The sequence below is a fragment of the Pseudoduganella ginsengisoli genome (assembly GCF_009720865.1).
GTDB lineage: Bacteria > Pseudomonadota > Gammaproteobacteria > Burkholderiales > Burkholderiaceae_D > Rugamonas > Rugamonas ginsengisoli.
In genome coordinates, this window is the sequence record NZ_WNLA01000009.1 from 175,343 (window position 1) to 189,867 (window position 14,525).

8 protein-coding genes and 1 pseudogene are annotated in these 14,525 nt (G+C 59.0%); 4 read left to right on the forward strand and 5 right to left on the reverse strand.

What is annotated here, in order from left to right; genetic code table 11:
* Nucleotides 1-139: 139 nt before the first annotated feature.
* The 3 genes from GM668_RS15220 to GM668_RS15230 all read left to right on the forward strand — a co-directional run bounded on the left by GM668_RS15220 (nt 140) and on the right by GM668_RS15230 (nt 4,045).
* Entirely contained in the window at nt 140-1,744 is a 1,605-nt protein-coding gene (locus GM668_RS15220) for an ABC transporter ATP-binding protein (RefSeq protein ID WP_155439803.1), read from the forward strand.
* Nucleotides 1,745-2,030: 286 nt separating this feature from the next.
* Entirely contained in the window at nt 2,031-3,125 is a 1,095-nt protein-coding gene (locus tag GM668_RS15225) for an ABC transporter permease (protein ID WP_229499376.1), read from the forward strand.
* Nucleotides 3,122-4,045: an ABC transporter permease gene (locus GM668_RS15230; RefSeq protein ID WP_155439804.1), complete on the forward strand. Its 924-nt coding sequence runs from the start codon at nt 3,122-3,124 to the stop codon at nt 4,043-4,045. Before GM668_RS15225 ends, GM668_RS15230 begins: the two co-directional genes overlap by 4 nt.
* Here the strand turns inward: GM668_RS15230 and GM668_RS15235 are convergent.
* From GM668_RS15235 to GM668_RS15245, 3 genes are all read right to left on the reverse strand, one after another.
* Nucleotides 4,032-5,321 carry an MFS transporter gene (locus tag GM668_RS15235; RefSeq protein ID WP_155439805.1) on the reverse strand — a complete coding sequence of 430 codons (1,290 nt, stop codon included), beginning with the start codon at nt 5,319-5,321 and terminating at the stop codon, nt 4,032-4,034. The two genes, GM668_RS15230 and GM668_RS15235, sit on opposite strands and share 14 nt — an antisense overlap.
* Before the next feature lie 7 nt (nt 5,322-5,328).
* The gene (locus GM668_RS15240; RefSeq protein ID WP_155439806.1) at nt 5,329-5,787 is read right to left on the reverse strand and encodes a MarR family winged helix-turn-helix transcriptional regulator; all 459 of its coding nucleotides are present in this window, start codon (nt 5,785-5,787) and stop codon (nt 5,329-5,331) included.
* A gap of 139 nt (nt 5,788-5,926) precedes the next feature.
* On the reverse strand, nt 5,927-7,579 hold the full coding sequence (locus GM668_RS15245) for a DEAD/DEAH box helicase (RefSeq protein WP_155439807.1): 1,653 nt from the start codon (nt 7,577-7,579) through the stop codon (nt 5,927-5,929).
* 443 nt (nt 7,580-8,022) lie between these two features.
* Here GM668_RS15245 and GM668_RS15250 point away from each other — a divergent pair, with 443 nt between their 5' ends.
* Nucleotides 8,023-10,959 carry a DUF2135 domain-containing protein gene (locus GM668_RS15250; RefSeq protein WP_211923402.1) on the forward strand — a complete coding sequence of 979 codons (2,937 nt, stop codon included), beginning with the start codon at nt 8,023-8,025 and terminating at the stop codon, nt 10,957-10,959.
* A 177-nt stretch (nt 10,960-11,136) separates the two neighbouring features.
* On the opposite strand, the pseudogene GM668_RS15255 reads toward GM668_RS15250, so the two are convergent.
* Nucleotides 11,137-11,740 (reverse strand): annotated as a pseudogene (locus GM668_RS15255) (IS5 family transposase); the annotation flags it as partial.
* A gap of 90 nt (nt 11,741-11,830) precedes the next feature.
* On the reverse strand, nt 11,831-14,383 hold the full coding sequence (locus tag GM668_RS15260; RefSeq protein WP_155439808.1) for a M4 family metallopeptidase: 2,553 nt from the start codon (nt 14,381-14,383) through the stop codon (nt 11,831-11,833).
* Between the last annotated feature and the right edge of the window lie 142 nt (nt 14,384-14,525).

Below are 14,525 nucleotides of genomic sequence, written 5' to 3' on the forward strand. Positions count from 1 at the left end.
CAATCGGTGCACGACCGCGCTAAAACGGGGCTTGCCGCACCGTCGTGGCGCATCAGCCGGCGCCGAAAGGTCAGCATGTGCTGGCATACAAGTTGCGAGATATTCAGTTGTATACAACCGCCGCAAGGAGTATCGACAAATGAATCTAGCTGCAGATCCTTCCATGCAGACGCCACTGGTAGAACCGAGGCTGAAGCTGCGTGGAATTTCCAAGATCTATCCTTCCGTTGTCGCCAATGATTCCGTCGACCTGACCGTCATGCCCGGCGAAATCCATGCAGTGCTGGGGGAGAATGGCGCGGGCAAAAGCACGCTGATGAAAATGATTTACGGCGTCACGCATCCTGATGCGGGCGACATTTTCTGGCAAGGCGATCCGGTACGCATCCCGTCGCCGTCGGCCGCGCGCAAGCTGGGGATCGGCATGGTGTTCCAGCACTTCGCGTTGTTTGAAACATTGACGGTGGCGGAAAACATTGCATTGGCGCTCGATGACAAAGTGTCGCCGGAAAAGCTGGCGCCCCGCATCAAGCAGGTATCGGAAGACTATGGCTTGCCGCTCGATCCGCACCGCCTCGTGCACAGCATGTCAGTGGGGGAGCGGCAGCGCGTGGAAATCGTGCGCTGCCTGCTGCAAAACCCGAAGCTGTTGATCATGGATGAACCGACATCTGTGCTGACGCCGGAAGCCGTGCTGAAACTGTTCGAGTCCTTGCGCCGCCTGGCCAGCGAAGGCTGCTCGATCCTGTACATCAGCCACAAGCTCGATGAAATCCAGGCGCTGTGCGACAAGGCCACGGTGCTGCGCAGCGGCCGCGTGTCGGGCACCGCCGTGCCGCGCAACGAAACCCCGCGTTCATTGGCGGAATTGATGATCGGGCGCGAACTGCCCAGCTGCCATATCACGCCGCGCGATGCGGGCGACGTGCGGCTGGCGCTCGATAAGCTGAACTTCACGCCGCTCGATCCGTTTGGCACGACACTCAAAGACGTCAGCCTGCAATTGCGCAGCGGCGAAATTGTCGGGATTGCGGGCGTGTCCGGCAATGGCCAGCAAGAGTTGCTGAAAGCGATTTCCGGCGAATGCCTGCTGGCCGATGCGGCTTCACTGAAGTTGCTGGGGCAGCCGGTGGGCAGCCTGAATCCCGCGCAGCGCCGTGAACGGGGGCTATGTTTCGTGCCGGAAGAGCGCCTGGGACGGGGCGCCGTGCCGGATTTGTCGCTGGCCGATAACGCGCTGTTGACGGGGTATGTCCCGGAAGGCAAGACCGGCATGGTCAAGGGCGGGCTGGTACAGCACAAGACCATTGCCGCCTTTGCACGCGACGTGATTGCCCGCTTCAACGTGAAATGCGGCGGCGAGAAATCCGCCGCATCGAGCCTGTCGGGCGGTAACCTGCAAAAGTTTATTGTCGGGCGCGAAATCACGCTGGCGCCGAAAGTGCTGGTATTGGCGCAGCCAACGTGGGGTGTCGATATCGGCGCGGCCATGCTGATCCGCCAGGCCATCATCGACATGCGCGACCAGGGCGTGGCCGTGCTGGTGCTGTCGGAAGAAATCGAAGAATTGTTCATGATGAGCGACCGCATTGCCGTGATTGCGAAAGGCCGTCTGTCGCGCGCCGTGAAGACTTCGGAAACGTCGATCAACCAGGTGGGTGTGTGGATGAGCGGTGATTTCGATCACGTGGAAACCGCCGCACATGCAGCGATGCAGGAAGGAGAACATTATGTCCAGGCTTGAAGCGAGACCGGAGCCGTCGCGGGCTCAGTTGCGTAACATTGTCCCGCATCATGGCGCGCCACGTGCATTGACCGGAGGAGATCACCATGTCCAGGCTTGAAGCTAGACCGGAGCCGTCGCGGGCTCAGTTGCGTAACATTAAATCGCATCATGGCGCGCCACGTGTATTGACCGGAGGAGATCACCATGTCCAGGCTTGAAGCGAGACCGGAGCCGTCGCGGGCTCAGTTGCGTAACATTGTCCCGCATCATGGCGCGCCACGTGCATTGACCGGAGGAGATCACCATGTCCAGGCTTGAAGCTAGACCGGAGCCGTCGCGCGCCATGATGCTGGCGTCGCCGCTGATCGCGGCGGTGGCCATGCTGGTGACGGGGGCCATCCTGTTCTATGGTTTGGGACAGGACCCGATGCACGCTTTTTATGTGTACTTCATCAAACCTGCCACGACGGCCTACGGCATCGGTGAGCTGCTGTTAAAGGCCACGCCGCTGATCTTGTGCGGCATCGGCCTGGCGCTGGGCTTCCGCGCCAACGTGGCCAACATTGGCGCCGATGGCCAGCTGACCATCGGCGCCATCACTGCGGGCGCGGTAGCGCTGTATTTCGATGACGTGGAAGCCGGCTGGCTGTTGCCGGTCGTGGTGGTGGCGGGCGCCGTGGGCGGCATGCTGTGGGCCGCCATTCCCGCACTGCTGCGCACACGCTTCAATACCAGCGAAATTTTAACGAGCCTGATGCTGGTGTATGTCGCGTACCTGCTGCTCAGCTACCTGACGCACGGGCCGCTGCGCGACCCCGCCGGTTTCAATTTCCCGCAATCGAAAATGTTCCATGACGCGGCCATGCTGCCGCTGCTGGTCGAAGGCTTGCGCACCAATGCCGCGTTCATCCTGTCGCTGGCGGCGGCGGGCGGCGCCTGGTTCTTTTGTGCGAAAACGTTTGCCGGCTACCGCATGCAAGTGTCGGGCATGGCGCCCATGGCGGCAGCGTATGCGGGCTTTTCCGAGCGCCGCAATGTGTGGGCGGCATTCCTGATCAGCGGCGCGCTGGCCGGTATTGCCGGGGTTGGTGAAGTGTGCGGCCCGATCGGCCAGTTGCAGCCTTCCGTGTCGCCCGGTTATGGCTTTGCCGCCATCATCGTCGCGTACGTGGGGCGCTTGCATCCGCTGGGCGTGCTGCTGGCATCGCTGCTGATGTCGCTGCTGTATATCGGCGGCGAATCCGCGCAGATCGAACTGGGTCTGCCCAACGCCATTACGGGCCTGTTCCAGGGTTTGCTGCTGTTTTACCTGCTGGCCGCCGACCTGTTCATTCACTACCGTTTTAAACCGCGCATGCGTACCGCGCCTGCCATGGCCGCACAGGGAGGTGTAGCATGAATGCCGATTATTTGGTTGCTTTCCTTGCCAGCACGGCTGGCGCGGCCACGCCTGTGATTTTTGCGTCGATGGGGGAATTGGTGGCGGAGCGCGCCGGGGTATTGAACCTGGGCCTGGAAGGGATGATGCTGACGGGCGCCGTCATGGGCTTTGCCGTCACGTTGTCGACCGGCAGCGCAGGGCTGGGCCTGGGCGCCGCCGCACTGGCGGGCATGGCGCTGGCGCTGCTGTTTGCCTTCCTTGTGCTGACCTTGCAAACCAACCAGGTGGCGACAGGGCTGGCGCTGACACTGTTTGGCGTCGGCCTGTCCGCGTTCCTCGGGCGCAGCCTGGCGGGGCAGACGGTGGAGCCGCTGGCAAAGCTGTCGATTCCAGTGCTGTCAGACATACCCTTCGTTGGGCCGCTGCTGTTCCGCTTTGACTTGATGGTGTATGCATCCATTGCGCTGGCGGTGGGGACGGGCTGGATGCTGGCGCGCACCCGCCTGGGCCTGTTGATCCGCGCCGTCGGTGAATCGCCGCACAGCGCGCACGCCATCGGCTTCCACGTCAACATGCTGCGCTACGCGGCCGTGGTATTCGGCGGCGCCATGGCGGGACTGGCCGGCGCGTATATGTCGATGGCGCTGACGCCGATGTGGGTGGAAGGCATGACGGCGGGCCGCGGCTGGATTGCGCTGGCGCTGGTGGTGTTCGCCACGTGGAAGCCGCGCGGCGTGGTGCTGGGCGCTTACCTGTTTGGCGGCGTCACGGTGCTGCAATTCCATGGACAGGGCTTCGGCCTGGAAATCCCGTCCGAATTCCTGTCCATGCTGCCATACCTGGCCACCATCGTCGTGCTGGTTTATATCTGCCGCGATCCGAAGACCATCTTGCTGAACAAGCCGATGTCGCTGGGGCAGAACTTCAAGGCTGACTGACGGCCCTGGGCGCCGATGCGGATTCGATATGCCGCATCGGCGTGGCCATCCATGCAAACGTGGCCAGCGCCAGCAACAGCGCGCCGCAACCGGCAAACAGTTGCGCCAGCGAGATCCACTGCAGCAGCGCGCCGATCACGGTGCCCGACAGCGGCGCCACGCCCATGAAGATGCACATGAAAATGCTCATGGCGCGGCCCAGCATGTGTGGCGGCACGCTTTGCTGTATCCACGTGAAGATGGCAACTTGCATATAGCCTCCCAGCACGCCGATCGCGCCCAGCAGCGCCATGCCTTGCCATGCTGCCGTGATCGTGCCCAGTGGCGCCATCAGCAGTCCCACCAGTGCATCGATGGCCAGGATGGTGGCGCCGAAAGGGATCGTGCGCATTTTAGTCCGCGACATGGCCATGCCGGCCAGCGTGCCGATGCCGTGCGCGCTCATCAGAATACCTAGCGACGCGGCGCCATCGAGGTTGCGCGATGCCAGCAGCGGCAGCGCCACTTGCATGGTGCCGCCTACTGCCACGGCCACCAGCGACCAGTAAATAAAGCAGGTGCGCACGGCGACGTTTTGCCACAGGGTGCGCATGCCTTCCACCACCGCGTGCAATACGCCCTGGTTTTGTACTGGCGCCGGATTGGCTGCGGCAAGCGCGTGGACTTTTGCCAGCGTCCAGGCGGAAATCAGGAAACTGGCGCAATCGAAGCCAAACGCATAGCCGATGCCGTTGGCGTTGCCGCCGCCGTTAGCTGCGGCATGGATGTCGTCGCCACCCAGCACCATCAATAAAGCGCCCAGCAATGGGCCCATCAGCATCAGCGACTGGCGCACGCCCATCATTGTGCTGTTTGCTGCCTGCAAACGCTCGCGCGCCACCACGGTCGGCAAGATCGATGTACCGGCCGGGGAGGCAAATGCCTGCGCCAGTCCAAGCGCCAGCGCCAGCGCATACAGCAGCGGCAGCGTCAGCATCGCCGGCATGGCCAGCACCAGTGCCGCCAATGTCCCGATGACCAGCGCATTGGCAAATTTCGTCACCATCAGCACGGACTTTGGTGAATAGCGGTCCACCAGCGCGCCGCCTATCAGCATGAAGATGGCGCGTGGCACGCTCATGGTGGCGATGACGAGGCCCAGCGCCAGCGAGCTGCCCGTCATTTTCAACACGAGCCAGGGCAGGGCAATCATCGTGAATTGGTCGCCCAGGCCGGACAGCACGGCGCCGCCCATCAGCCAGCGGAAGTTCGAGTCCCGCCATAACGTGTTATGCATATCGTCCTCAGATAAATGTGGTCCCGGCCACCAGGCCCAGTACGGCAGCCAGCGCCTGCAACTGTTCTGGTGGGGCATGGCGCAGCAAGTCATTGGCGGCTTCGCGCGCTGTCGTCATCGCGTTATCCAGCGTCGTATGGCCGGCCGGCGTAATTACTGCATAGCCGACGCGGGCATCGCGCGGGTCGGGCTGGCGGCCTACGAGGCCCGTTTTTTCCAGTGGCAGCAGGCTGCGTGTGACGCCCGATGCCGTCAGTCCCTGGCGCTCGGCCAGATCGACGCGGCGCAAGCGTCCGCCCGGTGCGCGGGCCAAATGCAGCAGCAACTGGAAGTCGCCAAAGCTGATGCCGAAATGGCCGCCCAGTGCGGCGTCGAGGCGGCGCACGACGGCAGCCTGTGCGCGCGCCAGGCGCAGGCAAAAGTCCAGCGCGGTGTCATCGGGCGCTTGAATGCTTACGTCATCCATGATTGATCCTTGAAATATACTTGAGTAAGCAAGTATATGCGTGGATGGCGGCACAATGCAACGGAAATTTAATGGTCGTAAAAAAAGCCACTGGCTGGTATCCAGTGGCTTTCTGATCAGCGCTTACCGCGCTTGCCGATTAACGGTCGCCGTAGCGGCGGGTGCTGAAGTTTTCGCGCGGCTCGCGGTGGCCGGCATCCCGGGTGTAGCGGTTTTCGCGTGGTGCGGCATCGCGGTTGTAGCCGCCGCCTTCGCTGCGGTTGTCGCGGTTGTAGCCGCCTTCACGTGGCTGGCCGCCCTCCCGGTTGAAGTTGCCTTCGCGGCTGTAACGGCTTTCGCGGTGGCCGGCATCCCGGTTGTAGCTGCCGCCGTCGCGGTTGTACGACGAACCCTCACGGTTGTAGCCGCCGCCTTCACGGGTGAAGTTGGCGCTGTCGCGGTAGTGGCCGCTGCTTTCGCGGTTGAAGCCGCTTTCACGGTTGAAGCCGCCTTCGCGCGGTGCGCCTGGCTTGGAGAAGCTGCGCTGGCCCGGCTTGCGGCCTTCGCCTGGCTTCCAGCCTGGACGTGCCGAGCGCGGAGGCGCGGAACGCTTAGGCTCGTAGCCTTCGATCACGGACACCGGAATGCTCTGCTTCGTGAAACGCTCGATGCGGCGCACGTTCATGTTTTCCGAATGGTTCACCAGCGACACGGCCAGGCCGTTGCGGCCGGCGCGGCCGGTGCGGCCGATACGGTGCACGTAATCTTCCGCAAACTTCGGCAAGTCGTAGTTGAACACGTGGGTGATGCTCGGCACGTCGATACCGCGCGCTGCCACGTCGGTTGCCACCAGTACTTTCACCTGGCCGCGGCGCAGGCTTTCCAGCGTGCGGTTACGGGCGCCCTGGTGCATGTCGCCATGCAGTGCGGCGGCTGCGAAACCGGCAATGTTCAGGCGGTCGGCGATGGTGTCGGCGTCACGCTTGGTGGCCGTGAAGACCACGGCCTGGTCCATGGTTTCGTCGCGCAGCAAGTGGTCCAGCAGGCGGTTCTTGTGCGACAGGTCGTCCACGAAGTGCACGCGCTGCGTGATGTTTTCATGCTTGTTGGCGGCGCTGGCGATCTGGATCACCAGTGGATCTTTGGTGATGCGGCGCGCCATGTTGCCCACCACGCCGTCCAGCGTAGCGGAGAACAGCATGGTCTGGCGGGTGGCCGGGGTAGCTTCGACAATCTTTTCGATATCGTCGATGAAGCCCATGTCCAGCATGCGGTCGGCTTCGTCCAGCACCAGGATTTCCAGTTGCGAGAAGTCGATCTTGCCCGATTCCATGTGGTCGATCAGGCGGCCCGGGGTCGCGACGATGATGTCCGGGTTGCGCGACAGCAGTTGCATCTGTTTCGGATAGGGCATGCCGCCCAGGATGGCGACAGCTTTAATGCGGCGCAGGTTGGCGCAGTATTTGTCGGTATTGGTGGTAACTTGCAGGGCCAGTTCGCGGGTAGGCGTCAGCACCAGCATTTTTGGCTGGGCTGGCTTGAAACGCGGGCGCTCGCCACGGGCGCGCGCCGATTGCGCTTCCTGCGCTGGGGTACGGCCACCTTGTGCAGGTTCCTGCAGGGCCAGGCGGTGCAGCGACGGCAGCATGAAGGCTGCGGTCTTGCCCGAACCGGTCTGCGACGAAACCAGCAAGTCCTTGCCTTCGATGGCGGCAGGCACGGCCTGCTCCTGAACCGGGGTCGGCTTGGTATAGCCGGCGTCGGTCAGCGCTTTGAGGATGGACGAGTGGAGGCCAAGTGCTTCAAAAGTCATTCAGTATTCTTTCGTAAAAATCGGCGTATTGCCAAAAGCAGTACGCAAAATAGCAACGCGAACCAAAGCGAAATGACTCTAAACGGGTGTATTAGAAATTTCGGCACAAAAGCTTTGCGCCGGGACAGTGCCATGTGCGGCACTTAGGGCGGGGGGCTTTATATAGGGCGACATCCAGTCGATGGGCCCAGGCTTGCGTAGCTGCTCATTCAGGTGCATGCGGTGTTGCAATGCACAAGCGAGCATCATACATCATTTCGCTCTGCGATGCACGGATAAATTCTTACGCGAATCTTACAGAATACAAAGTTGTTACAAACATCAGTGCCTGGCTATCAATACCGTATCTTTTGCGCAAACTATTTCTTCAACACTTTAACCCCGCCGTTCGATGGGCGCCGTTACATGGTAGTACCGGCTGGTCCGGATTCAAGGAGGATGCCATGCGAATGCGCTTGTTGAGGTTGTTGTCGTTGTTTTTACTGCTGTGCGCCGCCCCATGGCTGGCGGCGCAGCCATTGATGGAAACCCTGCGCGGCGAACGGCCCGTGCGCCTGCAAAGTCTTGGTATCCAGAGCGCCATCAGCGGCGGCATGGCCGAGACGCGCGTGCGCATGGTGTTTTTCAATCCGAATGGCCGCGCGCTGGAGGGACATTTGCAATTCCCGCTGGCCGATGGCCAGCAAGTGACGGGGTTTGCACTCGACATCGATGGCGCCATGCGGCCAGCCGTGCCGGTGGAGAAAAGCCGGGGGCGGCAAATCATTGAAATGGAAGAACGGCGCGGCGTCGATCCCGCCTTGCTGGAGCAAACGCAGGGCAACCAGTTCAAACTGCGCGTGTATCCGATTCCCGCGCAGGGCACACGCACGGTGGAGCTGACGTATGCGGAACCGCTGCAGCGGGCCGGTGACGGCTGGATGTACCGGTTGCCGCTGGCGTATGCCGATGGCGTCAAGGATTTCGTGCTGAATATGGATGTACAGGGCGCTTCCGGCGCACCGCGTTTCAGCGGCATGGCGGATGCACCGGCATTCATGGGCAAAGGCGGCGGCTGGCAGGCGCGTATCGACCGCCCTGTGGTGCAGCAGGTGACGGTGCAGATCCCCGCCGCGCAGCGCGTGCAAGCCTACGTAGAGCGGTTTGGCAGTGACACGTATTTCATCGCTGAGGTGCCGGTCAATGCGCAGCGCACGCCGCGCCCGCTGGCGCGCTCGGTGGGATTGCTGTGGGATGCGTCCGGCTCCGGTACGCACCGCGCCATCGATGATGAGCTGGCGCTGCTGGACCGCTACTTCCGCGCACTGGGCAATGGCGACGTCAAGCTGGTGCTGCTGCGCGACCGCCCTGAAGCGGCGCAAACTTTCCGCATCCGCGATGGCAACTGGGATGCGCTGCGCAAAGTACTGCAGTCGGTGAAATATGACGGCGCCAGCGCGCTGGCGGACTGGCAGCCGGAATCCGGCGTACAGGAATATCTGCTGGTGTCGGACGGTTTGCTGAACTATGGCGCGCGCCGCTTCCCGGTGCTGGGCGCCGGGCAGCGTCTGTATGCCGTTACTTCAAGCGCGGGCGCCGATACCGTGCGCCTGGCCGCGCTGGCGGAGCGCAGCGGTGGCGCGCTGGTTAGCCTGATACCTGGGCAGCCGGTGGACGCCGCGGCCAATGTGCTGCTGGCTGACGGCCCCCGCATTGAACAATTGCGTGCGGACGGCGCAGCTGCCGTGCTGGCGGATACCGGCGCCATGGAGCAGGGCTTGCTGCGCATTGCGGGCAAGCTGACGCGCGCCACGGCGCAAGTAAATTTAATGCTGGCGCGGCAAGGCAAAGCCGTGCCTGTGGCGGTGCAAATCGACAGCAACGCCGCATCGCACCCGCTGGCGGCGTGGCTGTGGGCCAGCTATCAATTGCGTGCGCTGGAAGCGGATCACGAAGCCAACCGCGGCGCGATCCGCCGCCTGGGTAGCCAGTTCGGCATGCCGACGCGGGAAACGTCGCTGCTGGTGCTGGAGCGGCTGGAAGACTATGTGCGGCACGACGTGACACCGCCGCCGGCGATGCAGGCGGCTTTTGACAAGCTGCGCGCGCAGCAGACCCGTACCACGGCGCAGCGCCGCGACAAGCAGCTGGAATCTGTGGTGCGGCAATTCGAACAAAAGATCGCATGGTGGGAGAACGCGCCGCAGAAAAAGCGCCAGCAGTGGCAGCAGGAAGAAGCGGTCCAGCGCTCGCAGGAATTCCGCCGCGACGGCGCTGCGCCGAAGGCTGCGCGCCAGCAGCTGGAAATGCGGTTGCAGGAAGATGTCGGCGCGCCTGCTGCGGCGCCTGCATCGAGCTTTGCGGCGCCACCGCCACCGCCGGCGCCCGCTCCGATGGCGCCGGCTCGGCCATCTGCCATAACGGGAACTGCGATGCAGGCCGAACCCGGCGCTGCACCCAGGGATGATGGGCGGGGCGCCGCGCCATCGATAGGCATCGCGCTGAAAAAGTGGAGCGCCGATGCGCCCTATATTGCGCGCATGAAGGCGGCATCGCCTGACGCCGTGTATGCGATCTATCTCGATGAAAAACCGTCATGGGAAAACAGCAGCGCGTTTTATATCGACGTGGCGGATATCCTGCTGCAAAAGGGCAAGCGCGAACTGGCGCTGCGCGTGCTGTCGAATCTGGCGGAAATGGACTTGGAAAACCGGCAAGTGTTGCGCGTGCTGGGTTACCGCCTGCTGCAGGCAGGTGCGCCGCAACTGGCCATTCCCGTGTTCGAGCAAGTGAAGCAATTGGCGGACGAGGAACCGCAGTCATTCCGCGACCTGGGCCTGGCCTATGCGGCGGCGGGAAAGCGGCAGGAAGCCATCGAGCAGTTGTATGAAGTGGTGCTGCGCCCATGGGATGGCCGCTTCGCCGAAGTGGAATTGATCGCGCTGGCAGAAATGAATGCGGTCATTGCCACGGCGCCTGCCGGCTCCAAACTGGATACGAGCCACATCGACCGCCGCCTGCTGCGCAACCTGCCGCTCGACATGCGCGCCGTGCTGACGTGGGATGCGGATAACAGCGACATGGATTTGTGGGTAGTCGATCCGGATGGCGAGAAGTGCTATTACGGCAACCGCGACACCATGCTGGGCGGCCGCTTGTCGCGCGACTTCACGGGCGGCTACGGCCCGGAAGAATTTTCACTGCGCCGCGCGAAGCCGGGCGTGTACCGCGTCTACGCCAATTACTTTGGCGACCGCCAGCAACTGGTGACGGGGGCGACGACGTTGCAGCTGAAATTGACGACAGGCTTTGGCACGGGGCGCGCGAAGGATGAGATGGTGACGTTGCGGCTGAAGAATGGCGGCAGCACGGTATTGGTGGGAGAGTTTGAAGTGAAATAGCCATTCTTATGGCTAATCAGCAATGCATCAAACTTAAGGAACCGCTGATTAATTCAGTTTCCAGCGCTGCCTGGCGGCGGCAATTGTGCTAACCGCGCCGTGACAAGAAGGTGTCGAAAAAAACGGGCCAGCATGAGGCTAATAACGGCGGTTTCCGATGGTCTTGGGGGCCATTTTTCAAACTCGGGGCGCAACTTGGCTGTGTTGGCTGCCAGGGAACCTGCGCGCCAGCACCAGATTGGCGAATGCAAACAGCGAAAACAGCTGCGCCGTATTCTTGGCCAGTCCGCGATAACGGGTCTTACGATGCCGGAGCAAGCATTTGACGACATGGAAGCAATGCTCGACTTTGGCGCGCGCACTGGCTTTGGTTTTTTCCAGTTTTTCGGTGATGCGGCCAAGCTTGTTTTTCTTGAGCGTTTTGCGCAAGCCAAGCCGCATGGCCGTATGCCATACGACACTCGATCCGGCGTTCTCGGGGCGCTTGACAACGCCCTGGTACCCGGCGTCGCCGGTGGCAATCACCTCGCCGCCGTGCAGCAGCGCATGGGCCTGCGTAACGTCAGAAACATTGCCTGGTGCCCACGACGCTGTGCACCAGTCCGGTGGCCAAGTCCACGCCCACGTGGGCTTTTATCCCGAAGTGCCAGTCGTTGCCTTTCTTCGATTGGTGCATCTCGGGATCGCGCTTGCCGTCGCGGTTCCTGGTCGATGGCGCCGCAGCGATCAACGTGGCGTCGGCGATGGTGCCTTCGCGCATCGTCAGCCCTTTGCTGGCTAACTGAACGAAAAAAGCGCTGCTTTGCGAAGCAGCGCTTGGAACGTAAGCAGGTAAGCCAGCGACTATATGCCTCTGTCCTATCTGCGGAGCTTATTCAATTTTAAATGCAACTGAATATTTGTGTGGGATACTAACATCTTCAGATGAGAACGTGAATATATACTGATAAACTTTAACAAATGCACTTATCGTTGCAGCAGAGGTATTGGTATAGCTCACAGTCTTTCGAGGATTATAGGCATCTGTAGCAGTCATGGTGTCACCGCCAAGGACTGATGAAATAGAAATTTCCCACTTGTCATTCCAATACGGTGTAACGCCGCCTCCATAGGTACTTGTCAATGCTCTCCCAACAAAATCGGCTTTTAAAGTTTTTCCGGCAGGAATATCGATTCTATAGTAATGACTTTCATTCTTATTCAATGCAGAGGTCACACCTGGAGCAGTTGGGGGGATTAATTGCGCACTATTGACTGATGTATTTCCCCCATTGCCGACAACAGGTAACAAGTTCGAAGGTAAAGCAACACGAGACCAAAGGGGTAGGCCGGTTGAAGTATAGACAATTAAATTTCCATCATCGGCGATGCGCAGATAGGACTGAGGATAGTCCCATGTTTCGGTATTCCAAAGCGCTGCTTGTGGACCAGTTTGTTGTAATGACTTATATAATACAAAATTTCCATCAGATTGCATCGCAGCATATGCAAGGGTATTTCCGCCTGTATTGGTGTACCAAATCGCATTTTGGCCATTGTATAAAGCCATATAACCATCAGCATTGACTTGCAAAGTGTAAAGGCCATTGCAGGATTTAATACCTGAGTAGTTTAGTTGACGGCCTGAGTCTAAAGTTCCGCATGCATTAGAAGTCCACATTGGCCCCACTCTGATAACACCAAATGCATTCCAGACTGATTGTTCTTGAATGGAACCCGAACCGTACAGATCCCGTGCAGCCGTGATCATTGCTTGACGTGCGCCAACATAATCGGTGGAAGCATTAAAGTAATAATTCCAGGCACGATAGAAAATTCGAAACGCTGTATCGTTTCCTAGTGCAGTAACGCCATTCCCACCTTGCGCCAGCAGGTAAAACGCACGTGAGAATGGCAAGCCGCCGATATGAGGCGCGGCCGAAGAGTCCGTTCCAGTCCACGTGGTTGTGTTATTCATAAGCCGTGGAACGTTGACTTGATCGCCCAGTGTCCAATTGGCTCCAGATGCGGCATTAGGAATTGTCGTCGATCCTGCTGCCCAGGCACCGCCACGGACATAAAACTCGACCATGGTTCCAAGCACGTCAGAAACTGCCTCGTTGAGCTGTCTGGATTCAACTTTGCCAGTCAACCCGAGAGCAGAGCCTGCTGCAGTCACTCCATGTCCCATTTCATGAGCGACTATATCAAGCGAATTCATATTTTTGTAATTATTGGAGCTATCCCCAGCTCCAAATCGTCCGGTCAACGAGCTGGGGAACCAAGTTGCATTGGCCCCCGTTCCCTGATCAAGAATAATAGCCCGGACTGCAGTGCCTTTGTTGTCCAAGCCTTCGCGGTTAACAATTTTTTTAAGAAAATCCCACGTCGCAGCTATTGCATAAGCCGTATCAACGGCTGCAGTTTGACGGGTATCGTTTCCTGCGCCCGCAGTATAGTTAAAACCATCGCCCCATGTATTGGTGGTATCCGTTGCAATGTCTACACTTGTTTCACCCGTTCCTTCTGGCCGTGCATACCATACGGTGTTTCCCGCCACAGATTCCCCATAGCGAAGAGTATTGCCGCGTTGCATATCTCGCAATTCGTAGCCGGACGTACCTAATGCTGAATAGCTATTCGTATTGATGCTGACAACGCCATTATATTGAGAGCGAGAGGATGTGGCGATTGCATGGGCATTAAACAGCCTCGACCATTTAGATATGACATCTCCTGTATTGGCGTCAATAATGTAGTCCATTGACACCCCGCCTGCTGGATTATTTTCGGCGTTCAAATGAACATGATATGCAAGTAAATTCCTGAGCGGAATCTCTTCCATCATATCGGCATTAAGATGTTTTTCATTCTTAAAGCGTTCAGCAACCCTGTGCTCAGATACTGGATAAATAATTAATTCGGCGATGGGTTTGGTGTCGTACTCGACCTTTTTTCCCAAATCATGCTCGGCAATTAATATTGCATTCTCAGGCAATAAGCGTGCATTAGTATCAATGTGTGGGGATGGGAGAATTTTTCCGCTATGTTGACGCAGATGCTTTTCTGCACTTAAGTGAGCAACGACGGTTGCTCCCCAAACTTTAAGATTCTTATATTTTTGCTGGAGGCGAACATGCGTTTCGCCAAATTCATCCGATTCGCTGTTGATTTCTTCAAAATCACTTTCTTCCTGCAAATTAAATTCTTTGCGTGAAGAACGCATTTTCTCTAGAATATGCTTTACACGATCACTTTTCTCCGCTTTAACCTTTTTTAATTCGAATTCAGCTTTTCGCGGCAATTGTGCCTGAGCTTCGATTGAGCTGATTAGCAGACCTGCCAATAGCACTGAAATATGAATTTTTTTCTTGTGTAATGACATATATTGTATAAGATTCCGTTGATAATTAGATAATAGCTTTGGGAAGGCGGATCTTATCATGTTGTAATTTGTTAAATTCTATCCAATTCTCTCATTAGATAAAAAATGTTCAAATTGGCTTGAAGTGTTCTGCTAGCTTGAATTGAAAAATAGTTTGAATATGTGTCTCTGCGGTCAACTACAGTGACCTGTTGATTGACTG